Consider the following 21791-nt stretch of genomic DNA (forward strand, 5'->3'; position numbering starts at 1 on the left):
GCACGTGTTCGAGGAACGCGGCGCGCGGCACGGGCCGCGCGCCCAGGCTGGCCAGGTGCCGGGTCTGCTGCTGGCAATCGATCCAGGCCACGCCCTGCGCCTGCAGGAACCGCACCAGATAGGCCAGCGCGATCTTGGAGGCGTTGGGCACGCGGGTGAACATGGATTCGCCGAAAAACATGCGTCCCAGGCTGATGCCGTAGAGCCCGCCGGCCAGTTCGCCGTCGATCCAGGTTTCTATGCTGTGCACGAAGCCCGCCTCGTGCCATTGGCGGTACGCCTGCTGCATGGCGGCCGTGATCCAGGTGCCGGGCTGTCCCTCGCGGGGGGAGGCGCATTGCGCCATGACTTCCGCAAAGGCGGTGTCGACCCGGACCCGCACGCGCGGAGCCTCATGTTCATGGCGCGCGATCTGGCGCAGCAGCTTGCGCAGCGAGTGAGATGGTGCGAAGTCCCGGCAGGCCAGCACCATGCGCGGATCGGGACTCCACCACAGTATCGGTTCGCCCTCCGAGTACCAGGGAAAGATGCCGTTGGAATACGCCTGCGCGAGGCGGCGCGGCGAAAGATCGGCTCCCGCGGCGAGCAGGCCGTCCGGGTCGCGCAGCGCTGTGTAGGCTGGCGGGAAAGGCGTGTCTGCGGCGAGCCAGGGCAGCTTCAACGGTGCGATTCGAGCGTGTAGTGATGAGGGCCGAACATGCCGCGCTTGCGGTCTTCGAAAAAGTGCCGCAGCGTGGTGACGACGGTGCGGAACGCCAGGTCGTCCCAGGGGATTTCCGCTTCGTCGTAGTAGCGGGCTTCCAGGCTCTCGGGCCCGGGGTCCAGTTCGGGGCCGGCGGCGTGCGCGAGATAGAACACGTGCACCTGTTCTATCTGCGGCACGTCGATGATGGTGTAGATCTCGCCCAGCCGCACGCGCGCGCCCGATTCCTCGAGGGTTTCGCGGGCCGCGCCCTGCGCGGTGCTTTCGCCCAGCTCCATGAAGCCCGCCGGCAGCGTCCAGGTGTTGTAGCGGGGCTCGATGGCGCGGCGGCACAGCAGCACGCGGTCTTGCCACACCGGCACGGTGCCCACCACCAGGCGCGGATTCTGGTAATGGATGGCGCCGCAATGGTCGCAGATGTCGCGTTCGCGGTTGTCGCCTTCCGGCACGCGCCGGCTGACCGGCGAGCCGCACTGACTGCAGAAATTGGCGCGGCGCGGCGCGGGAAAATAGACGAGAGGCGGTTTGTCGGTCATGGGCACGATTCTAACGGGTGCGGCGCGGCCCTGCGCGATCCTCGGACGAGCGCCGAAGCGGCGCTCCAGGTGCTCCACGAAGGACCGCACTTTGGGGGACAGAAACCGCCGGTGCGGGTACACCGCGTACATCGAAATCTCGGTGTGGGCGTAGTCTTCCAGCAGCGCGACCAGGCGCCCGGCGCGCAGGTCTGCGCCGATCAGGAATTCCGGCTGCAAGATGATGCCGTGGCCGGCCAGGGCCGCCGTGCGCAGCACGTCTCCGTTGTTCGCGCGCAGGGCCGCGTTCACGCGCACCAGGTGGCTGATCCCGTCTTTCTCGAAGCGCCATTCGTTGCCGGTGCTGGCATAGGCATAGTGCAGGCAGCGGTGCCGTTTCAGGTCTTCGGGAACCCGCGGCGCGCCGTGGCGCTCGATGTAGCCGGGCGAAGCGCACACGTGCAGCCGCTGCGGCGCCAGCGGCCGCGCCACCAGGGACGAGTCCAGCAGCGGCCCGATGCGCACCGCCACGTCGTAGCCGTCTTCCACCAGGTCCACCACCCGGTCGTTGAGATCCAGGTCGATAGTGACTTCGGGATATTGCTGCAGGTACTCCGCGATGGCCGGTCCCAGGTGCAGGATGCCGAAGGACACAGGCGCGCTTACCCGCAGCCGGCCGCTGGGCGTGCTGCCCTGCGCCTGCAGCGCCAGTTCCAGGTCGGCCACTTCGGCGAGGATGGGGCGCACGCGCTCGTAGAAAGCCTGTCCGGCATCGGTCAGGCTGAGCTTGCGCGTGGTCCGGTTGAGCAGGCGCACGCCGTACCGGTGCTCCAGGTGCGCGATCTGGCGCGTCACCACCGAGCGGGCGAGGTCCAGTTTGTCCGCCGCCGCGGCGAAAGACCCCAGTTCCACGACCTTGGCAAAGGTCTGCATGGCGGCATGCGTATCCACGATTATTTCCCGAACAGGAACAATAATTTGCGATTTTGCATCTTTATCGCCTTTTCCGGAATGGGAAGAATAGCGCCGAGACGGCTCCCGCGTGGGCGGCGAGTCCTATCCCGTATCCGATACAGAGGTTGTTCATGATCGATTCCCGCACCGCTCCGTACGCCGCCCTGCTTTTGCGCCTGGCGCTGGGCGTCATGTACCTGGCCCACGGCCTGACCAAGCTGCTGGTTTTCACGCTGCCCGGCACGGCCGGGTTCTTCGGCCAGATCGGCTTTCCCTCCTGGCTGGCCTATCCGGTAACGTTCTTCGAGATCGGGGCGGGCGCGCTGCTGATCCTGGGCGTCGCGCCGCGCTGGGTGGCCGCCGTAGGGGCTGTGCAGCTGTTCGTGGCCGCCACCGTGCACTTCGGCAATGGCTGGGGCTTCGGCAACCCCGGCGGCGGCTGGGAGTATCCGGTCTTCCTGGCGGTAGCGGCGCTCGCGCTGGCCTTGCTGGGCGACGGCAAGCTGGCGCTCGCGCCCGGCAAGCGCCCCGCTGCCTAGGGGTGCGCGATCCGGATGCCCGCGGCTTGCGCGGGCGGAGTCATTCCGGGGCGGGCGCGGGGTCGGCCACAAAGCCCAGGCATGCGGCCGCCTCCGCCCGGGCAAGAGAGGCCAGGGGGGCCGGCTCGTATGCGCCCGGAAACGAAATAGCCGGAGGCGGCGCGCCCTCCAGCGCGTCCAGCAGCGGACGGCCGTCGGGGGTACGCAGGATTTCCAGCAGCATGGGCAGATCGCGGTCCAGCACCACACCCGCACCCGCCTCGGTCCGCGCATACAGGCGGCCGTCCTCGTCCAGCCGCCAGCCCAGCACCGACTGGACCGGCCGGCCCGTATGGGTCAGCAGCCTGCGCTGGTCGTCCGACAGCCGCAGCACCCACGGCGCCGCGTCCAGCCTGACGTATACCCGCTGCGGCCCGTTCTGGAAAAACCAGCGCCCCTGCTCGTCATGACCGTAGTTGCGGTCGATGAAGCCGAGGATCTGCGTATTGGTGATGGATTCCCCCGGCCCGCCTTCGGCCGCCCGGCCTTCGGGATGGAAGCGCCAGCGGCCGCGCGCGTCCAGCGACAGCCAGCCGTAGACGGCCGGGACGTTGGGCCAGCGCGCGAGCGCATCTTTTACCGAGGGATCCATGGCATGGGGTCAGGGCCGGATGACGATGGGCGGCGGATTGATCACGATGGCGGGCACGACCGGCTGCACGGCCGCGCGGGGCACGGCATAAGCATAGCCGTAGTCGGGGCGGCATTTGCGCTTTTCACGATATTCGCCGTTGCGCTTCCATTGCCGCTCCACCTTGCAGGCGCCGTCCCAGTATTTTTCCTTGTATTCGCGTCCGTGCCGGTGGCGGTGGCGGTCGTGATCGGCCTCCGCGGCGAATGGCGCGAGCGCGAGCAGCGCCGCGGCGGACAGGTTCAGCAGGCCGGTACAGGGTCGGGAGAGCGAGGGTTTGCGCATGGGGCGTGACCGTCAGTGGAAAACGGGGCCACCTTAACAGGCCATTGCCTGACTGGGCGTAGGCGAGGGTAACCGGATGCTGCTGCTCGGGCGTGCGGGTCCGCAGGCCCGCGGATCCGCAAGCGCGTCTCGGATCGCCCGCCTTCAGCTCCGCCAGCTCCAGGGCTCGTCATCGTCCGAGCGGGGCGGCATGATGTAATTGGAAGAGGCGCGCCGGTCGCGCAGAATCTGGTGCGAGAGTTTCTTGCCGTAGATGGGAATCAGCGCGTTCAGTTCGGCGATCCGGGCGGCGCGTCGTCTCCAGATGCGCCTGGCGAGATACGCCATGACGCCCGCGGCAACCATCGTGGAAGTCTCTACCTCGAGGTTTCTGACCGTTTCCAGGGCGAGCTGCATCGTGTTCGCAGCCGCTTCACGCAAGTGATCCCAATCCGCCGTCAACATATCTTTATGTAGCGTTATGTAACTCTATGCGGGAATATACCTTACGAGGGTAAAAAAAGGTAGCGGATCAGTCGTTTTATTTCCGGGGCTGGCGACGAATGGCCAGGCAGGCGCGGGATCGCCTGCCGGTTTGACGACGGGAAGGGAGGCGGCCCGACGGATGACCGACTCGAAAAGACGGGGCAGGGTTGTCGCGGGCCGGCCTGCGGCCACGGAACCCGCAACAAAAAGCCCGCGAAGATCGCGGGCCTTGATGGGATTCTTTGGAGGCGCAAGCCGGAATCGAACCGACGTACACGGATTTGCAATCCGCTGCATAACCACTCTGCCATTGCGCCAGTACTGCAAGAAAAAAGGAAGCGCGGGGAGGGCCGTTGCTTCCTTTTTGTATATTTGGAGCGGGAAACGAGTCTCGAACTCGCGACCTCAACCTTGGCAAGGTTGCGCTCTACCAACTGAGCTATTCCCGCGTGGATTTCACGCTTGGGTGCGCCGGGGGCGCGCCGCTTGCTTTTTCGACGGGCTTGATTTGCCTGCTTTCTTCATTCGCCTGCTTTCTTCATCAGGCCGCGTTGCCGAAAAACATCGCGTGTCAACCAAAGACAGCAATTATACACGGTTTTCCGGGCTTGTGCAGCGGTCGTGGGTGGAATCGCTTTTCGCGCCGGTCTTCGGGATGTCCGGAAAGCCCGCTGGGCGATGCGGCGCAGCCGTTCGTCGCCGGACACCGGCAGGTAGAGACGCTCGACCGGTATGCGCGCCAGCTGCTCCAGCAGCGCGGCCGCGCCGGGCTGTGCGAAGCGGCGGCAGATGCGCGCGTTGGGGCAAGGTGGGAGCCTTGCCCGATCCGATTCCGACGTGTTTCCATGACTTAACGGCAGGCCGCCCTGGCCGCTACGCGCCCCTTGAGCCTGCTTGCGGGCCTGCTGCTCATCGCCGCCAACCTGCGCGCGCCCATCACCAGCGTGGCGCCGGTGCTGGAAACCCTGCAGGAAGCCTATGCGCTGTCGCCCGCGCAGGCCGGGCTGCTGGCGACGCTGCCGCTGTTGGCGTTCGGCTTCATTTCTCCCTTCGTGGCGCTGTTCGCGCGGGTACGGCCTGGAGCGATCCCTTTTCGCCGCCCTGGTTTTCGTCGCGGGCGGGATCGCCGTGCGGTCGCTGGGCCCGGCCTGGTGCTGTATCCGGGCGCCGCCGTCACCGGCGCGGGCATCGCGGTGGGCAACGTGCTGCTGCCCAGTCTCGTCAAGCGCGATTCTCCTTTCCGCGTGCCGACCATTACGGGGTGTGCGCCCTCATCATGGGCGGCGCGGCGGCTGGCGTCCGCCGTCGCGGTGCCCCTGGCCGGGTGGGGGGGCCATGGCCGCGTTCGGCGACCTGGCGGGCCGCGCACGCCTGATCGGGCAGGGCGGTGGCCGCTGAGGGGGCGCGGGCCAGCCCGCCCGTTGCTTTTTTCCTTGCGTTTTCTTCTTACGGCGCGTGCCTGCGTCATGCAGCCTGCCGGATTGACATTCTTCCTGACGTAGTTGTCTAATCGTATACGATTATACGAAACATCAAGCAGGAGCCTGTTCATGAAATGGCTTGCCTCTAGCACCGGCCAGGCAACGTTCGAGGACATCAAGAACACCTCGCTGGGCAAACTGGTGCGCGACCAATTGCTCAGCGGCATTCTTTCCGGCGCTTATGCGCCCGGCCAGGCCTTGCGCGAGTCCGAGCTGGTGGAGCAGTTGAAGGTGTCGCGCGTGCCGGTGCGCGAAGCCCTGCGCGAGCTGGAAAGCTCCGGCCTGGTGGTGTCGCGCAAGCACTCCGGGGTCTACGTGCGCGAACTGAGCGACGAAGAGGTCAGGGATCTCTACCAGTTCCGCGCCCTGCTGGACAGCCATGCCGGCCGCATGGCGGCGCAACTGCCGGACGACGAGCGCGAGGAGCTCGTGCGCGAGCTGGACAACTGCGTGTCCGCTATGGACGCGGCCATCCGCGAAGGCAACGCCCAGGGCTACTACAGCCTCAATCTGGAGTTCCACTGGCTGTTCATCGAATACGCCGGCAATCGCGAGATCGCCAAGGCCTATCGCGAGATCATCCAGAAACTGCACCTGGCGCGCCTGAAGAACCTGTCCACCGAGGCGCACCGCCTCCGCTCCAACGCCGAACACCGCGAAATCGTCGACGCCCTGCGCAAGGTGACGTCGTCCGGCCAGGCCGCCGAATACGCGGAACTGCTGGCCAGGCACGTCATCAACGCCCACGATCGCCTGTCGGTGCTGTGATGCGCGCGCCGCGCCTCGCGTCTCTGGCGGCGCCCGATCCGCCCTGATCAGGGCGCTCGCCCCCGCAGCCGGGACGGCGTCCCTGGCGTCCCGGCCCATACCCAAAAAAATTCCTACGAGGAGACAAACCCATGAATCGACGTTCCTTCCTGCTCGGCGCAGGCGCGGCCGCCGCCGGCCTGCCCTGCGCCCTGCCGTCCTTCGCNCGCGCGGCTGGCTGGACGCGCCGGCCGCCTGCATCCCGGAAGCGGCGCGGAACCCGCCCCCGGCGGCGTTAATATGTAGGCATCCCTTGCGGGCAGGCGTGCCGGCGGGATACGGGGATATTCATGAGCCAGCTCAAAGAGTTACCTTTCTCCACGCTGCAGTTCTACGCGACCGCGCCCTACCCCTGCAGCTACCTGCCCGGGCGGCAGGCGCGCTCCCAGGTCGCCGCGCCCGGCCACCTCATCAACGCCGGCACTTATTCGCAGCTCGTGGAGCAGGGCTTCCGGCGCAGCGGGCTGTTCACGTACCGGCCGCATTGCGATAACTGCCAGGCATGCGTGCCCGTGCGCGTCGATGCCGCGGCCTTCGCGCCCAACCGAAGCCAGCGGCGGGCGTGGCGCAACCATCAGAATCTGCGCGCCTTCGTGGCCGAGCTGGCCTGGTCGCCCGAGCATTACCGGCTGTACACCCGCTACCAGCAGGGGCGCCATCCGGGCGGCGGCATGGACGAGGACAGCCGCACCCAGTATGCGCAGTTCCTGCTGACCAGCCGCGTCAACACGAGGCTGGTCGAATTCCGCGACGGCGAAGACCAGTTGATGATGGTGTCCATCATCGACGTGCTGGACGACGGCCTTTCCTCCGTCTACACCTTCTATGACCCCGACGTGCCGGGCAGCCTGGGCACCTACAGCATCCTGTGGCAAATCGAGCAGTGCCGCACGCTGGGCCTGCCCTGGCTCTATCTGGGATACTGGATCCGCGACAGCCGCAAGATGTCGTACAAGTCCGGCTTCCGGCCCGCCCAGCTCCTGGTGCGTGGCGCCTGGCGCGAGGCGGATTTCGACCCGCCCGCCTAGCCGGATCTGATCTGGCGCGGCCGGCAAGGCGCGGCCGGCGAGGCGCGGCCTGCCCCAAGTCGCTCTACAATCGCGCCTTATGTCTATTCTCTTCCACGCCTATCCCCTGGCCCGCACGGCGCTCTTCGCCATGGATGCGGAAACCGCCCACGAAGTCACACTGTCGGGGCTGCAGCGCGCCTATGACTGCGGCGCCACGCGCAGGCTGCTGCATGCGCAGCCCAAGGCGCCCTGCACCCTCATGGGCATGACACTCTCGAACCCGGTCGGACTCGCGGCGGGGCTGGACAAGAACGGCGCCTACATCGACGCGCTCGGCAACCTGGGCTTCGGCTTCGTGGAAGTGGGCACGGTCACGCCGCGCGCCCAGCCGGGCAATCCCAAGCCGCGCATGTTCCGCCTGCCGCGCGCGCAGGCGCTCATCAACCGGCTGGGGTTCAACAACCAGGGGCTGGATGCTTTCCTGGCCAACGTGCGGCGCAGCCAGTGGCGCAGCCAGGGCGGCGTGCTGGGGCTCAACATCGGCAAGAACGCCGACACCCCCATCGAGAACGCGGCGAGCGACTACCTGATCGGGCTGGAAGGCGTATACCCCCACGCCGACTACGTCACGGTGAATATTTCTTCGCCCAACACCAAGAACCTGCGCGCCCTGCAGGGCGGCGACGAGCTGTCGGCACTGCTGGACCGGCTGGCGGACAAGCGCCGCGAACTGGAAGACCGGCATCAGCGGCGCGTGCCCATCGCCGTGAAGATCGCGCCCGATCTGACCGAAGAGCAGATCGACGCCATTGCCGGAATCCTGCCGCGCCACGGCATCGACGGCGTCATCGCCACCAACACCACGCTGTCCCGCGAGGCGGTGGCCGGCATGGCGCACGCCGACGAGGCGGGCGGCCTGTCGGGTGCGCCGGTGCACGAGCTGTCGCTGGCGGTGATCCGCCGCCTGCGCCAGAAGCTGGGCGCGGACATGGCCATCATCGGCGTGGGCGGGGTAATGTCGGGGCGGCATGCCCGCGAGAAGATCGAAGCCGGCGCCAACGCGGTGCAACTGTACACCGGCCTCATCTACCGGGGCCCGGCCCTGGTCGGCGAATGCGTGAGCGCGCTGGCGCGGGCGTAAAAAAAGGCCACCCGTGGGTGGCCCTAATTCCAGCTCTGCTCTGTCACTCAACAGTACTACATAACTGCGGTTTGCGCACCGCCTGCGTTCGGCCCGGGATGTAAATCCCGGACCAGGCCCCATGATCCGTTACCGGACTCAGGCGCTGCGGCGGCTGCGGCTGGCAACCTTGGTGGCGGCGTCGGCGGCGTCCGAGGCAGCCTTGAAGGTCGCGTTGGCGGCGGCGTTCAGGTTCGATTCGGCGACTTCGGCGGCCTGCTTGGCAGCCTTGGACAGCGAATCGTAGGCGCTGGTCGCGGTGGCCAGCGAGGACTTGATCAGCGCGACGGCGCTTTCCGAGCCGGCGGGAGCGTTCTTGGAGAACTGCTCGACGGCGTCGGACAGCTGCTGCTGCGTTTCGGCGATCTGCGCTTCGGTCAGCTTGGCCAGGTTGCCCTGCACGCCGGCCACGATGTCGTAGACGTGCTTGCTGTAGGCCAGGGCCTTCTCGGCGCCGGGCTGCAGCAGGCCGGTGGCGAAGGCGGCGGCTTCCTGCGGATCCTTGACTTCGACGGCCTGCTGCGACTTCTGGGCGACTTCGTCCAGGGTGGCGCGCACGACCTTCAGATTCAGTTCAACGAGCTTTTCGAAGCCCGCGAAAACGGCGGATTGGGCAGCCAGAAAGGTGTTGACGCTGGCTTTCTGACGGTCCAGGACTTGTTGCGGAATAGTGCTCATAGGATGCTCCTATCGGTGCCGGACGCGCCGGCAAGGTGGGTGTCTGCGACGAAAGAAAAAAACGTGCGCGGATACTGGTACTACACGCAACCGCCGGCTCGTTTGATGCACTGCACAATGCACATTCTAGGGGCCTCAAAAAACTTGTCAAGCAGTTTTTGTGCAACGCAACAACTGTTTGCACTTTCGTGGGGCATGCGGGCTCGGGCCTTGATCTGGCACAAGATTCCGCTTCGCGTTGGGGAAATACCGGACTGACTCCGTACCCAGTCTTCCCTACACTCGCGGCACACTGGTGTGATTCAAACTATTACAAACCGGTATCCCATAACGACTACGCAGCACAGCAAACCCTGCATTGGAGACCCCATGAATTTCCTCCCCCGCACGCTTTCGGCTCTCTTCGCCGCCAGCGCCCTGCTCGCGGCCGGCGCTGCCCACGCCGAATACCCGGACCACCCCATCAACATGGTGGTGCCTTTCGCCGCGGGCGGCCCGACCGACAACGTCGCGCGCTCGCTGGCTGAGGCCATGCGGACGTCTCTGGGCCAGACGGTCGTGGTCGAAAACAAGGGCGGCGCCGGCGGCACGATCGGCACCACCCAGGTCGCGCGCTCGCAGCCCGACGGCTATTCCGTCCTGCTGATGCACGCCGGCTTCTCGACGGCGCCCTCTCTCTACAAGAACCCCGGCTACGATCCGTACAAGAGCTTCGAGCCCATCGGCCTCGTGGTGGACGTGCCCATGACCGTCATCGCGCGGTCGGACTTCCCGCCCAACACCATCCAGGAACTGGCCGAGTACGTCAAAAAGAACAAGGACAAGGTTTCGCTCGCCAACGCCGGCATCGGCGCGGCCAGCCACCTGTGCGGCACCATGCTCCAGGAAGCCCTGGGCGTGCAGCTGCTGACCATTCCCTACAAGGGCACCGCTCCCGCCATGAACGATCTGCTGGGCAAGCAGGTGGACGTGCTCTGCGACCAGACCACCAACACCACGCAGCAGATCGACGCCGGCAAGGTGAAGGCCTATGCCGTCACCAGCCTCAAGCGCGTGCCCACGCTGCCCAAGCTGCCCACCATGGACGAGTCGGGCTACAAGGGCTTCGAAGTCGGCATCTGGCATGGCATGTGGGTGCCGAAAGGCACGCCCAAGCCCGTGGTGGACAAGCTGGTCAAGGCCTTGCAGGCCGGCCTGGCCGATCCCAAGTTCCAGGAGCGCATGAAACAACTGGGCGCCACCGTACTCACCGCGGAAGCCAATCCGCAGGCGCTGGAAGCCAAGGTGAAGCAGCAGGTGCCGCAGTGGGCCGAACTTTTCAAGAAGGCGGGCGTCGAGCCGCAGTAAGCCGCGCGGCCGCCCCTCCCCGGCAAACGCCCTGCGATTGTTGAACTGCCCCCGAAGGTTGGATTCGTCCAACTTTCGGAGGGCAGTTCAGATGCGGGGCGTTTTCTTTTCAAGAAGGCGGTTCTTCGCGCGATGCGCGGCGCGCGGGCCGGGCGGCGGAATGCCGCGGCTACACGCGGGCGGTGGTTTCGGGCGCGGCAGGCCGTTGAAGCCGCCGGGGCCCGCGCCGGGCGGCTCGTAGCCCAGCGCCTCGGAAATTTCGGCGGCGGTGTCCACCAGCGCCTTGATCCATTCGTCCTGCAGGCGCTCCGCCGGCGCCGAAATGGACAGGCCGGCCACCAGCTTGCCGGTGTCGTCGTAGATGCCGGCCGCGATGCAGCGCACGCCCAGTTCCAGTTCTTCGTTGTCGCGCGCGTAGCCGTTGCGGCGCACCAGCGCCAGTTCGCGCTCGAGGCGGTCGAGGTCGGTGAGGCTGTTGCGGGTGTGGCCGGCCAGCCCGGTGCGCAGCGCGTAGGCGCGCACCTGGCGGGAGTCGGCGGTGGACAGGAACAGCTTGCCCGTGGAGGTGAGGTGCAGGGGCGCCCGGCCGCCGATGGCCCGCACCACCTGCATGCCGGAACGCTCGCTCCAGGCGCGCTCGATGTAGACGATTTCGTCGCCCTGCTGCACCGAAAGGTTGATGGTCTGGCCCGTGAGCTTGTGCAGCGAACGCATGGCCGAGATCGAGGCCTCGCGCACGTTGAGCCGCCCCTTGACCAGCGAGCCCAGTTCCAGCAGACGCATGCCGAGCTGGTAGAGGCCGTTATCCACGCGCTCTACGTAGCGCCCCACCACCAGGTCGTTCAGGATGCGGTGGGCTGTGGAGGCGTGCAGGCCCGTGGTGGCCGAGAGCTCCTTCAGGGTGACGGGGTCGGGCTGGGCCGCCAGCGCGTCGAGCAGCCGCATGGCCCGCTCGATGACCTGGATGGCGATGGGATGGGACGAGGCGCCATCGTGCTCGGCGTCCGGGGCATTGCGTGAATTGGGCAGACGGGACATAGATTGACGGAAAGGGCTTGGCGGCGCGGCCATGGCACAGGGGTTTTGCGGCAATGCAGCAAACAAATCTTTCCCGTATTGTGAAATTTAGCGACCCGTTTGGCAATTGGTTTTTTTAATCGGATTGCGACGGATCGCAACGCCGGACGCTCAGGCGGCGGGCGGCGCCAGCTTGCCGCCCAGGCGCAGCACCTCGGCGCGCAGGTATTCCAGCGCGGCCGCCGCGCCTCGGGCTCGCCCTTGACGCCCAGGTCGATGTGCGGCGTGCCGCCCGCCTCGCCCACGCTGGGCAGGCTGAAGGCGCGCACCCCCGGCCAGCGGCTTTCGACCGTGAGCATGGCGGGCGTGATGCGCGATTCGGGCATGCCGAACACTAGGAAGGAATGCTCGACGTGCGCGCGCGCATGCTGCAACGCACGATAGCGGGTGTCCAGCGTCCATTCGAGCATGGGCCAAGCCATGACCGGAAATCCAGGCACGAAGGTGTGATCGCGGATGAAGAAGCCGGGAATGCGGTTGTACGGGTTGGGCACGATTTCACAGCCCCGGGGAAACACGCCCATCTGCAGCCGCTGCTGGTTCTCGGGCGTGCTCATGTCGGCCGAGCCCTGGCCCTTGGCCGCCATCTCGGCAGCCCGCTGCGCGATGGCCTCGGCCGCCTGGGGATGCAGCTCCAGGGGCAGCCCCAGCGCCTCGGCCGCTGCCTGGCGGGTGTGATCGTCGGGCGTGCCGCCGATGCCGCCGCAGGAGAACACCACGTCGCCGCTGGCGAAGCTGCGGCGGTAGGCCTCGACCAGGCGGGCGCGGTCGTCGGGCAGGAATTCGGCCCACCCCAGTTGCATGCCGCGCGCCGAGAGCATTTCCACGACTTTGGAAAAATGCTTGTCCTGCCGGCGGCCGGAGAGGATTTCGTCTCCGACGATGATAAGGCCGATGCGGCGGGCGGCGGTTTCTGCGGACATGATGGGGTTCCGGATAGCGGTGAAAGGGGAAGGATCAGACGTCGATGGTGCGCTGCTGGCGCAATTGCCGCAGCGCGTCCAGCCCGTAGTGCGCATACACCAGCGCGGAAAACACGGGCAGCACCACCCAGGCCGGCGGCAGCAGGTTCAGCAGCGAGCAGACCAGGCCGATGATCCAGAAGCCGACGTTGTTGCGCTTGAGCAGGATCTGGCGCTCGGCGGGGCTGGCGTGCTCGACGATGGCGTCCACGCGCATCATCCGCGAAAAAGCGAAGGCCCACCAGAACACCGACAGCACCACGGCCATGGGAGGCACCAGCCACAGGGGCAGCGTCAATACCCACCCCAGCGCGAACGCGAGCGACACCCACACGGCGTTCCACACGCTGACCGCCGTGGAAAAACGGCCCTGCCGCGCCACGCCGGCGTACTCGCGCTCGCTCACGTGCCGCAGCACCAGCGGCATGACGAACACCGCCGCGATGGCCAGGCCCAGGATGCCCGACACGGGCAGCAGGATTCCGGCCGCGATGACGGGCACCAGATAGAGCTTGAGGGAGAACAGCCCCACCGCGACCAGCCAGTCATCCACGCGGTTGACCATGTCCCATTGGGAGGCTTCCATGCGCAGCCAGTCGGTCAGGGGCGTCCAGAACAGCCAGAGCAGAACGATGGCGCCCACCAGCGCGATCAGGAACGGCAGCAGCACGGCGAACAGCATGCTCGGATGGCATTGCGACACCAGGGCGCGCTTGAATGCCTGGGCCACGCCCGCTGCGCCCGCGCTCGCGCGGGGCGAAAATCCTGGACGCGATTCGGACGTATCGGACTCGGGGCGCAGTGCGTTCATGGCAGGCAGGCGTGAATGGACAACCCGGGTATGATAGTCAAACACGTCCTGATCTGCTTCACATGCCCCTACTCGTTCCCGGCGCCGACCTGGGCGCCCTGCGCGATCGCCTCGGATCGCCCGATACCTGGCTCATTGCGTGTTTCTGTGCCGCCTGGTGCGATACCTGCGGACAATACCGCCCCCGTCTCCAGGCACTTTCCGACACCCTGCCGCAGCACGTCTTCGCATGGATAGACATCGAAGACCATGAAGAACTGCTGGGCGAGGAAGACGTGGAGAACTTCCCCACTCTGCTGGTGCAGGCCGGCCCGCGCACGGTGTTCTACGGCCCGATGCTGCCCCACATCGGCCACCTGGAGCGCCCGTGGTTGCCGTCGGTGGCGCAAGTGACGGTAATGGCCTGCGTGTGTTCGCGATGCTCGCCGGAGAGCAGATCGTCCACGGTCAGGTCGTCGCGGCCAAGCCGGGATCCCAGTTCGCGCAGCAGCAGCCGGCTCACCGCATACGCGCCGCCCAGCGCCTTGAAGCTGCCCAGGCCGAAGCGGCCCGCCTCCTGCTTGTACAGCATGCCGGCCACGCCCGCCGCCCGCGCCAGGCCGTCCAGGGCGTAAAGCGGCGTCGGGGCGTAGCCCGGCCAGCGCGCGATCTCCGCCTGCGCGAGCGCGTAGGCCGCGCGCCCAGCACCGCCTGCTGGGCGGGGCCGTAGGGCTGGGCGGCGTCGAACGCCGGATTGGAAGTCCAGCCTAGCCGGACGCGGGGAAGGATCTCTGCCACTTCAATCTCCTGGTTGCGATGGTTTCAACGCTGCAGATCGCCGTACAGATCATGCAGCCGCTCGATATTGGCCAGGCGCTGGCGCGCCGCGCCGCCCAGCGCGCGAGCCAGCGCCGAGCAGATATGGTTGAGCAGGCTCAGGGCCGCCACATAGGAATCGAAAACCGCCGAGCCGGTGTTCACGCAGCGCAGCGCCACGTCGGCGCGCGCGGGCAGCTCGGTGGCGGTGGGATCCGTCATGACCACCACCTTGGCGCCCACGCGGTTGGCGTGCTCCACGATGGGTTTGAGCAAGGTGACGCGGCGGCGGAAATCCATGACGAGAAGCACGTCGCCCTTGGCCAGGTCGGCCATGTCTTCGGCCAGGTTCAGCCCGGCTCCCGGCGCGAGCGAGACGCGTCGCGCAATTGCGTCAGCAGGGCCCAGGCATATTGCGCCAGCACCCGGCCGTTGCGAAAGCCTGCGATCCACACGCGCCGCGCGCCGGCCAGCAACGACACCGCCAGGTCCACGTCGGCGCTGTCCAGCCGCTCGAAGGTCTGGGCCAGATTGCGCAGGTCGTTGGCCAGATGCGCCGCGAGCGCATCGCCGGAAGCATCCGGCGGGCGCACCCCGGCCAGCTCGTACAGCGGCGAGCCGCGGCCGGCCTCGTCCCGGGCCTGCGCGCGCACCTCGTTGAAGTTCTCATAGCCCAACCGCCGGAAAAACCGCCCGGCGGTCGCCTTGGACACGCCCGCCTTCTGCGCCAGCTCGGCGCCCGAGTAGGCGGCGATATTGCCCAGGCACTCCAGCGTGGCGCGCGCCAGCCGCTGCTCGCTTTCCGTGAAGGAGTCCTGCAAGGCCAGGATGCGTTCCTGCAAAGTCGATGTCATGGACGCGGTTTTATGAAACTTTGATTTCATCAATATATTTTCCTGAAACTTTAGTGTCAACACGATTTGCGTAACAGCGTATCCCGCCGGCGGGCATAAAAAAATGCGCCCGCATCGCGGGCGCTCGAATGCGCCTGGAGCCAGGCGCACAGACCGGCAGTCCGCCGCGCGGCTCGTCACGGGCTGCGGCCCGCCTCCTCCTGCAGTTGACGCCACAGGATCTTGCCCGTATTCGATTTGGGCAGCGACTCGACGAACTCGACGATGCGCGGAACCTTATAGGCGGCCATGCGTTGCCGCGCCCAGGCGATGACGGCCGCTTCGCTGGTCTGCTCGCCGGCCTGCGGCCGCAGCACGAGCAGCGCCTTGACCGTCTCGCCGCGGCAGGAGTCCGGCACGCCGATCACGCAAGCCTCGTGCACGGCGGGATGCTCGTACAGCGCGTTTTCGACTTCGGCGGGCCAGACCTTGTAGCCCGAGGCGTTGATCATGCGCTTGAGGCGGTCGGTCACGAAGAAGTACCCGTCTTCGTCCACCCGCCCCAGGTCGCCGGTGCGGAAATAGCGCCGGCCCTCCAGGCTGACGAACGCCTCCTGGTCGGCTTGCGGCTGCCGCCAGTAGCCCAGCATGACCTGGCTGCCGCGCGTGACCAGTTCGCCGACTTCGCCGTCCGGCAGCTCCTGCAGTGTGCCGGGGTCGATCACGCGGGTGTCCACGCCGAAGGTGGGCACGCCGATGCACTGGCGCTTGCCGCGCGCCAGCGGATTGCAGTGCAGGAATGCCGCGGTTTCGGTCAGGCCGTATGCCTCGTTGAAGACGATGCCGTAGCGGTCGGCCAGCATGGCATGCACGGCTTGCGGCATCGGCGCGCCGCCGCCGCACAGCAGCGCCAGGCTGGACAGATCGAAGCCGCCGATGCCGGGCTGCGCGAAGAAGTCCACCACCATGGCGGGCGCGGCCGACCAGACGCTGACGTTCGCCGTCGGCCATCAGCCTGGCTGCCGCCTCACGGTCCCAGCGCGGCAGCACCACCACGGTCGCACCCAACAGAATGGGCAGGTTCATGCAGTTCTGCATGCCCAGCATATGGAACATGGGCGCCACGCCCAGGATGACGGATTCGGCGTGCAGGCCACGCCACAACTGCGACCCGGCCAGCGCCGCGCCCAGCGTGGCGTGCGTGTGGCGGCAGCCCTTGGGCCGGCCGGTGGTGCCGGAGGTGTAGGGCAGCAGGCAGAGATCGTCGCCTGGGCGCGGGCGGGCTCCGGCTGCGCGCCCACGGCGAGGCGCGCCGTACCAGGGCACGGCATCGGGCGAGTCCGGTGTCCTGGCGAGGCGCGCGGATCCAGTCCGGCGGCTCGTGATCCGTGCGTGCGCCGTCCAGATAATCCGAATAGGTGTGGACGATCACGCGCTCCAGCCGCCCGTCCGCGGCGAATCCGGCGAGCCGCGGGCACAGCTCCTGGCTGGCGAAGGCCACGCGCGCGCCGCTGTCTTCCAGGTAGTGCGCCAGTTCGTCGGGCGTGCTCATGGCATTGACCGGAACCGCCACCGCGTCGGCGCGCAGGATGGCGTAGAAGGCAATGACGAACTGCGGGCAGTTCTGGCTGAAGAGCAGCACGCGGTCGCCGCGCCCCACGCCGGCGCACCGCTGCAGATACCCCGCGAGCGCGTCCGCCTCGCGCTTGAGCCGGGCGTAGCTCACCTCGGCGTCGTAGAACACGATGGCGGCCTTGTCGGGATAGCGCGCCGCCGAAACCTCCAGGTTGAAATACAGGGTCGTCCGGGGCGCCGGGATTTCCCGGGGCAACCCCTTGGGCCAGAACGCGTAGTGCGATTGCCGCATGTCTCCTCCGTGTCCGGGGCGCAACGCGCGCGGCGGCTCAGGCCGCCATGCCGCGCGCGATGATCTCTTTCATGATCTCGTTCGATCCGCCATAGATCTTGCCCACGCGCGCGTCGGCGTACATGCGCGCGATGGGGTACTCCAGCATGTAGCCGTAGCCGCCGTGCAATTGCAGGCACTCGTCGATGACCTGGCAGTTCATCTGGGTAACCCACCACTTCGCCATGGCCGCGGTAGGCAGGTCCAGCGTGCCCGCCAGCTGGCGGGCGATGCAGTCGTCGACGAAGCGCGCGGCGACAGTGGCCACGGTTTCGCATTCCGCCAGCTTGAACCGCGTGTTCTGCAGCGCCATGAGCGGCTGGCCGAACACTTCCCGGCTGCCGCGTAGGCCACGGTTTCGTCGATGGCGCGCCGCATGGTCGCCGCGGCGCCCACGGCGATCAGCAGGCGCTCGCGCGGCAATTGCTGCATCAGCTGGCCGAAGCCGCGCCCTTCTTCGCCGCCCAGCAGGTTGCCGGCGGGCACTCTTGCGCCGTCGAAGAACAGCTCGGCGGTGTCCTGGCTCTTCTGGCCCAGCTTCTCCAGCAGGCGGCCGCGGCGAAAGCCCGGCAGATCGCGCGTCTCGACCATCAGCAGCGACACGCCGCGCGCCCCGGCCGAAGGATCGGTCTTGGCGACCACGCAGATCAGGTCCGCGTGCAGGCCGTTGGTGATGAAGGTCTTGGAGCCGTTAAGCACATAGTCGCCGCCGTCGCGCATGGCGGTGGTGCGCACGCTCTTGAGGTCGGACCCCGCGCCCGGCTCGCTCATGGCGATGGCGCCCACCAGCTCGCCCGTCGCCATGCGGGGCAGCCAGCGCCGCTTCTGGTCCTGGGTGCCGTAGTTCAGGATGTAGTGCGCCAGGATCGCGCTGTGCACGTTGTTGCTGAATCCGTGCACCATGGCGCGCGCCTGCTCGGAGGCCACGATGGCCTCGTGCGCGAAGTTGCCTCCGCCGCCGCCATAGGCTTCGGGGATGCTGACGCACAGCAGGCCCAGGCTGCCTGCGCGCCGCCAGACATCGCGGTCGGCGTGCTGCTGCTTGCGCCACTTTTCCTCGTGCGGTGCGAACTCCTTCTCGAAAAGGCGGCGGATGGAATCCTGGAAAAGCCGCAGGTCGGCGTCCATCCAGGCGGGGCTCGGCGTGTCCATGGGTCCTCCCGCGATCAAGGCCGGCCGCCGCCCACGACCAGGACCTGGCCGCTGACGTAGTTCGATTCGGGCAGGCAGAATAGATAGACCGCGCCCGCCGCCTCGGCCGGCGTGCCGGCGCGGCCGATGGGAACGAGGCGTTCGGCGTTCTTCAGCACCTCCGGATTCACCCCCACCTTGATCCGCCGCCCGGCAATGTCGAGCGAGGCATCGTCGTCCGCGGCCGACTCGGTGAGGCGGGTGCGGATCAGGCCGAAGGCCACGCTGTTCACGTTGACCTTGTAGCGCCCCCATTCCTTCGCCAGGGCGCGGGTCAGGCCGTTAACGCCCGCCTTGGCGGCCGCGTAGTTGGCCTGGCCCGCATTGCCCATGACGCCCGAGGTGGACGAGATGTTCACCACCTTGCGGAATACCTCCCTGCCCTGCGCCGCCTCGGTCTTGGCCGCCTCGCGGATGAACCCCGAGGCCGCCCGCAGAATGCGGAAGGGCGCGGTCAGGTGCACGGCGAGCATGGCGTCCCATTGTTCGTCGCTCATTTTCTGGATCACGTTGTCCCAGGTGTAGCCGGCGTTGTTCACGATGATGTCCAGGCCGCCGTATGCCTCGATGGCGGTATCCACGTACCGCTGCGCGAAATCCGCCTCGATCACGCTGCCCGCGCATACGCAGGCCTGTCCTCCCGCGCCGCGGATCAGCGCGGCGGTTTCCTCGGCCGGCCCGTCATCGAGGTCGTTGACCACCACGCGCGCGCCTTCCCCGGCCAGCTTCAGCGCGATCTCCCGCCCGATGCCCCGTCCCGATCCCGACACCAGCGCCACTTTTCCATCCAGCGTACCCATGGCTTCTGTCTCCTTTGTTCCGTTCATGGCCCGCCCCGGCCGCGCCGGCGCGGTCTTGCTTCAGGCGGCCTGGTACAGCGTGACCACGCACGCGCCGCCCAGCCCGAGGTTGTGCTGCAGCGCCAGCCTGGCGCCTTCCACCTGGCGCAGGTCGGCCTGGCCGCGCAATTGCCACACCAGCTCGGCGCACTGGGCCAGGCCGGTCGCGCCCAGCGGATGCCCCTTGGAAAGCAGCCCGCCGGAGGGGTTGGTCACCACCTGGCCGCCATAGGTGTTGCCGCCTTCGAGAATGAATTTCTCCGCCGTGCCTTCCGGCGTGAGGCGCAGTCCCTCATATGTGAGCAGCTCGTTGGCGGTGAAGCAGTCGTGCAGCTCCACCACATCGATGTCGGCCGGGTCCACCCCCGATGCCTCGAATACCTGGTCGGCCGCGGCGCGGGTCATGTCGTACCCCACGAGCTTGCGCATGTCTGCCGACTCGAACGCCGGCGCGGTGTCGGTGGTCATGGATTGCGCGGCGATGCGCACCGCGGGCGCGATGCCGCGCCGGCGCGCGAAATCCTCGGAGCACAGCAACGCGGCCGCCGCGCCGCAGGTCGGCGGGCAGCATTGCAGGCGGGTCAGCGGCTCGAAGATCATGGGCGAAGCCAGCACTTCCTCCAGCGTCACGGTCTGGCGGAACACCGCATACGGATTGCGCGCCGCATGCTGCCGGGCCTTGACCGAAATGCGCGCGAACGTGTCGGGCCGGATGCCGTGCTGCTTCATGTAGTCGCGTCCCGCACCGCCGAAGAACTGCGCCGCGCGCGGCCTGTCGGCATCGTAGCCCTGGATGGCGCGCATCGATTCGATGAAGCCCGCCAGCGGCGACGGCCGGTCTTCGTACATGCTTTTCAGGGCCCCGGGCGACATCTGCTCGAAGCCCAGCGCCAGCGCGCAATCGACGGCCCCGCTCTGAACGGCCTGGCGCGCCAGGAAAAGCGCCGAGGAGCCGCTGGCGCAATTGTTGTTGACGTTGAAGACCGGAATGCCGGTCAGGCCCAGGCCGTACACCGCCGCCTGCCCGCAAGTCGAGTCGCCGTACACGTAGGCCGCATAGGCCTGCTGCACATCGCCGTACGGCACGCCGGCGTCGTCCAGCGCCGCGCGGGCCGCGCGCGCGCCCATGGCCGGATAGGGCTCGCTTGCCCCGGGCTTGCTGAACGGAATCATGCCGACGCCGGCCACGAGTACGTTCCGATTCATGTTTGCCTCTCCTGTGGTGTGAAACCGCCTCGGCGCCGGCGCCCGTTGCGGGCGGCCGCGGCCGGTGGGCACAGCTTCGCGCCGCGCGCCCGGCGGGCAATGGCCGCAGGCGTCAAACGCATTGGCGGAAAGTGTCATGCGCATCCGGCTGCGGATTGCGCATGCGGCTGCGGCGGTATTCGCCGGGCGCCACGCCGGTCCATTTCTTGAAGGCCCGGTTGAAGGTGCTGCACTCCGAGAAGCCGAGGCGCTCGGCGATGTCCACCAGCGACAGTTCCGGACGGCCCAGGTACTCGATGGCCGCATCGCGGCGCAGATCGTCTTTCAGCGCCTGGAAGCCCTGCCCTTCCTCGCGCAGGCGGCGGCGCAGCGTCTGCGGCGTCATGGCTAGCTGCGCGCTGATGCGCGCAAGCGAAGGCAGCTCGCCCGAAAGGTCGTTGCGCAGCAAGCGCCGGATGCGCTCGGTGAGCGTGGTGCGGTCCTGGAACTTCACCAACAGGTCGAACGGCGCATTGGCGAGAAACTCGCGCAGGCTCCGCGCGTCCTGCACCACGGGCAGGTCCAGCCAGCGCGCCTGCAGCCTGAGCCCGGTTTCGGGCTGGCCGTAGCGCACCGGCGCGTAGAAGAGGCGATGCGCGTCGGCGCTGCGCTCGCCGTTGCGGTAGTCCACGCCCAGGATGGGAATGCGGCGCGCGGCCAGCCAGTTCGCCACTCCCAGCGTGAAGAAAAGAAAGGTGCGCTCGCCGTACCAGCGCGCCGGGCCGGGCGCGGCGCGCGTGTCCAGAACGATGCGCGCCAGCCCGTCCGAGACGCAGAGCCGGGCCGTGAAATCGGGCAGCAGGCCGTGATAGAGGCGGAAGGCCGCGCGCAGGGCGCGTCCGATGCAAGGCTCGCGTTGCGCGACGCACAGGCCAGCGCGAACGCGCCCAGGGGAACGGGGCGCGTGCCCAGGCCCATGAAGTCGTCGCGGGTGGCCAGGCGCAACCCGCGCAGGATGCGCGCGAACTGCGCCTGCGACACCCGCGCCATGGGCGACTGCAGCAGGGCCGGCGACACCTCCGCCCGTTCCAGCACGTGGTTCACGTCCACGCCCCGGCTGCGCGCGCCGTGCAGGATCTGCGCCAGGTGGCCGATTGCAATGGTGTGGTGCGTCATCACGATCTCCCGCGACCCGTTGGCGGCCATGGTAGCCAATGCCCGCGCCGGGCGAAACGGCGGCGGTGAGCATTCCCGCCAAGCCGAATCAACGATTTCGCCATTGGTCGGCCGCGGCCCCGCATCTAGACTGGCTCGAACCCGCCCTGTGCGGCCCCCTTCGTATTTGCGGGAGCCCCTCTTTGGATACGCCGAACACCGCGCCGCTCGCCGGCGTGCGGATCCTGGATCTTTCCAGGCTGCTGCCCGGCCCGCTGGCCGCGCAGTATCTCGCGGACCTGGGCGCCGACGTCGTCAAGATCGAAGACACGCAGGCCGGCGACTACGCGCCCCCGGCCCTGCGCGCCGCCTGCAACCGCAACAACGCGGCGTGCGGCTGGAC

20 protein-coding genes, 2 tRNA genes and 8 pseudogenes are annotated in these 21791 nt (G+C 67.7%); 9 read left to right on the forward strand and 21 right to left on the reverse strand.

The window, feature by feature from the left end; translation table 11 throughout:
* The 3 genes and pseudogenes from aat to AD428_RS11135 form a co-directional block, all read right to left on the reverse strand.
* Positions 1-661, reverse strand: a 661-nt coding sequence (gene aat / locus AD428_RS11125; protein ID WP_053245203.1) for a leucyl/phenylalanyl-tRNA--protein transferase, incomplete at its 3' end; no start/stop codon positions are given.
* Positions 658-1239, reverse strand: a complete 582-nt coding sequence (locus tag AD428_RS11130; protein ID WP_053245217.1) for an NUDIX hydrolase — start codon at positions 1237-1239, stop codon at positions 658-660. The genes aat and AD428_RS11130, both read right to left, overlap by 4 nt.
* A 21-nt stretch (positions 1240-1260) precedes the next feature.
* A pseudogene (locus AD428_RS11135) lies at positions 1261-2151 on the reverse strand (LysR family transcriptional regulator); the annotation flags it as partial.
* Between the two features lie 152 nt (positions 2152-2303).
* On the opposite strand from AD428_RS11135, the gene AD428_RS11140 reads away from it, so the two are divergent.
* Entirely contained in the window at positions 2304-2711 is a 408-nt protein-coding gene (locus AD428_RS11140; protein WP_053245204.1) for a DoxX family protein, read from the forward strand.
* 40 nt (positions 2712-2751) lie between these two features.
* On the opposite strand, the gene AD428_RS11145 is transcribed toward AD428_RS11140, so the two are convergent.
* The 5 genes from AD428_RS11145 to AD428_RS11165 all read right to left on the reverse strand — a co-directional run bounded on the left by AD428_RS11145 (position 2752) and on the right by AD428_RS11165 (position 4580).
* Entirely contained in the window at positions 2752-3342 is a 591-nt protein-coding gene (locus AD428_RS11145; protein WP_053245205.1) for a DUF2946 family protein, read from the reverse strand.
* Between the two features lie 9 nt (positions 3343-3351).
* A complete protein-coding gene (locus AD428_RS11150; RefSeq protein ID WP_053245206.1) occupies positions 3352-3666 on the reverse strand; it encodes a hypothetical protein in 315 nt (104 codons plus the stop codon).
* A gap of 144 nt (positions 3667-3810) precedes the next feature.
* Positions 3811-4086, reverse strand: a complete 276-nt coding sequence (locus tag AD428_RS11155) for a hypothetical protein (protein WP_235489832.1) — start codon at positions 4084-4086, stop codon at positions 3811-3813.
* A gap of 288 nt (positions 4087-4374) precedes the next feature.
* Positions 4375-4448, reverse strand: a tRNA-Cys gene (locus tag AD428_RS11160).
* Between the two features lie 56 nt (positions 4449-4504).
* Positions 4505-4580, reverse strand: a tRNA-Gly gene (locus AD428_RS11165).
* Positions 4581-5015: 435 nt separating this feature from the next.
* Here AD428_RS11165 and AD428_RS11170 point away from each other — a divergent pair.
* The 5 genes and pseudogenes from AD428_RS11170 (at position 5016) to AD428_RS11185 (ending at position 8570) form a co-directional block, all read left to right on the forward strand.
* Entirely contained in the window at positions 5016-5633 is a 618-nt protein-coding gene (locus tag AD428_RS11170; protein WP_053245208.1) for a hypothetical protein, read from the forward strand.
* Positions 5634-5681: 48 nt separating this feature from the next.
* Positions 5682-6380, forward strand: coding sequence for a GntR family transcriptional regulator (locus AD428_RS11175; RefSeq protein WP_053244154.1), 699 nt, complete (start codon positions 5682-5684; stop codon positions 6378-6380).
* Positions 6381-6508: 128 nt separating this feature from the next.
* A pseudogene (locus AD428_RS29480) lies at positions 6509-6585 on the forward strand (twin-arginine translocation signal domain-containing protein); the annotation flags it as partial.
* 124 nt (positions 6586-6709) lie between these two features.
* Entirely contained in the window at positions 6710-7447 is a 738-nt protein-coding gene (locus AD428_RS11180; RefSeq protein ID WP_053245209.1) for an arginyltransferase, read from the forward strand.
* 79 nt (positions 7448-7526) lie between these two features.
* Positions 7527-8570, forward strand: coding sequence for a quinone-dependent dihydroorotate dehydrogenase (locus AD428_RS11185; RefSeq protein ID WP_053245210.1), 1044 nt, complete (start codon positions 7527-7529; stop codon positions 8568-8570).
* Between the two features lie 138 nt (positions 8571-8708).
* Here AD428_RS11185 and phaP read toward each other — a convergent pair whose 3' ends face one another.
* Positions 8709-9287: a TIGR01841 family phasin gene (phaP, locus tag AD428_RS11190; protein ID WP_053245211.1), complete on the reverse strand. Its 579-nt coding sequence runs from the start codon at positions 9285-9287 to the stop codon at positions 8709-8711.
* Positions 9288-9656: 369 nt separating this feature from the next.
* Here phaP and AD428_RS11195 point away from each other — a divergent pair, with 369 nt between their 5' ends.
* On the forward strand, positions 9657-10634 hold the full coding sequence (locus tag AD428_RS11195) for a tripartite tricarboxylate transporter substrate binding protein BugD (RefSeq protein ID WP_053245212.1): 978 nt from the start codon (positions 9657-9659) through the stop codon (positions 10632-10634).
* Positions 10635-10853: 219 nt separating this feature from the next.
* Here the strand turns inward: AD428_RS11195 and AD428_RS11200 are convergent.
* The 3 genes and pseudogenes from AD428_RS11200 to AD428_RS11210 all read right to left on the reverse strand — a co-directional run.
* Positions 10854-11672: pseudogene (locus AD428_RS11200) on the reverse strand (IclR family transcriptional regulator); the annotation flags it as partial.
* Positions 11673-11822: 150 nt separating this feature from the next.
* Positions 11823-12634, reverse strand: a pseudogene (locus tag AD428_RS11205) (competence/damage-inducible protein A).
* A gap of 34 nt (positions 12635-12668) precedes the next feature.
* Positions 12669-13484 (reverse strand): EI24 domain-containing protein, encoded by an 816-nt coding sequence (locus AD428_RS11210; RefSeq protein ID WP_053245213.1) that lies wholly within the window; start codon positions 13482-13484, stop codon positions 12669-12671.
* Between the two features lie 62 nt (positions 13485-13546).
* Here AD428_RS11210 and AD428_RS24865 point away from each other — a divergent pair.
* Positions 13547-13849, forward strand: a pseudogene (locus AD428_RS24865) (thioredoxin family protein); the annotation flags it as partial.
* Here AD428_RS24865 and AD428_RS29485 read toward each other — a convergent pair.
* From AD428_RS29485 to AD428_RS28865, 9 genes and pseudogenes are all read right to left on the reverse strand, one after another.
* Positions 13810-14064: a pyridoxal-phosphate dependent enzyme gene (locus AD428_RS29485; RefSeq protein ID WP_053245215.1), complete on the reverse strand. Its 255-nt coding sequence runs from the start codon at positions 14062-14064 to the stop codon at positions 13810-13812. The pseudogene AD428_RS24865 and the gene AD428_RS29485 overlap by 40 nt on opposite strands.
* Before the next feature lie 221 nt (positions 14065-14285).
* Positions 14286-14615, reverse strand: a complete 330-nt coding sequence (locus tag AD428_RS27840) for a MurR/RpiR family transcriptional regulator (protein ID WP_235489853.1) — start codon at positions 14613-14615, stop codon at positions 14286-14288.
* Between the two features lie 14 nt (positions 14616-14629).
* A complete protein-coding gene (locus tag AD428_RS27845; protein WP_235489872.1) occupies positions 14630-15133 on the reverse strand; it encodes a MurR/RpiR family transcriptional regulator in 504 nt (167 codons plus the stop codon).
* 176 nt (positions 15134-15309) lie between these two features.
* Positions 15310-16979: pseudogene (locus tag AD428_RS11230) on the reverse strand (long-chain-fatty-acid--CoA ligase).
* 37 nt (positions 16980-17016) lie between these two features.
* A pseudogene (locus tag AD428_RS11235) lies at positions 17017-18170 on the reverse strand (acyl-CoA dehydrogenase family protein).
* 14 nt (positions 18171-18184) lie between these two features.
* Positions 18185-19009: an SDR family NAD(P)-dependent oxidoreductase gene (locus tag AD428_RS11240; RefSeq protein WP_152967975.1), complete on the reverse strand. Its 825-nt coding sequence runs from the start codon at positions 19007-19009 to the stop codon at positions 18185-18187.
* Positions 19010-19069: 60 nt separating this feature from the next.
* Positions 19070-20254 (reverse strand): lipid-transfer protein, encoded by a 1185-nt coding sequence (locus AD428_RS11245; RefSeq protein WP_053244207.1) that lies wholly within the window; start codon positions 20252-20254, stop codon positions 19070-19072.
* A 112-nt stretch (positions 20255-20366) separates the two neighbouring features.
* Positions 20367-21164 carry a helix-turn-helix domain-containing protein gene (locus tag AD428_RS28860; protein WP_255352216.1) on the reverse strand — a complete coding sequence of 266 codons (798 nt, stop codon included), beginning with the start codon at positions 21162-21164 and terminating at the stop codon, positions 20367-20369.
* 53 nt (positions 21165-21217) lie between these two features.
* Positions 21218-21439: pseudogene (locus tag AD428_RS28865) on the reverse strand (AraC family transcriptional regulator ligand-binding domain-containing protein); the annotation flags it as partial.
* Positions 21440-21591: 152 nt separating this feature from the next.
* Between AD428_RS28865 and AD428_RS27860 the strand changes: the two are divergent.
* Positions 21592-21791, forward strand: a 200-nt coding sequence (locus AD428_RS27860) for a CoA transferase (RefSeq protein WP_053245216.1), incomplete at its 3' end; no start/stop codon positions are given.

The organism is Achromobacter sp. DMS1 (assembly GCF_001270295.1).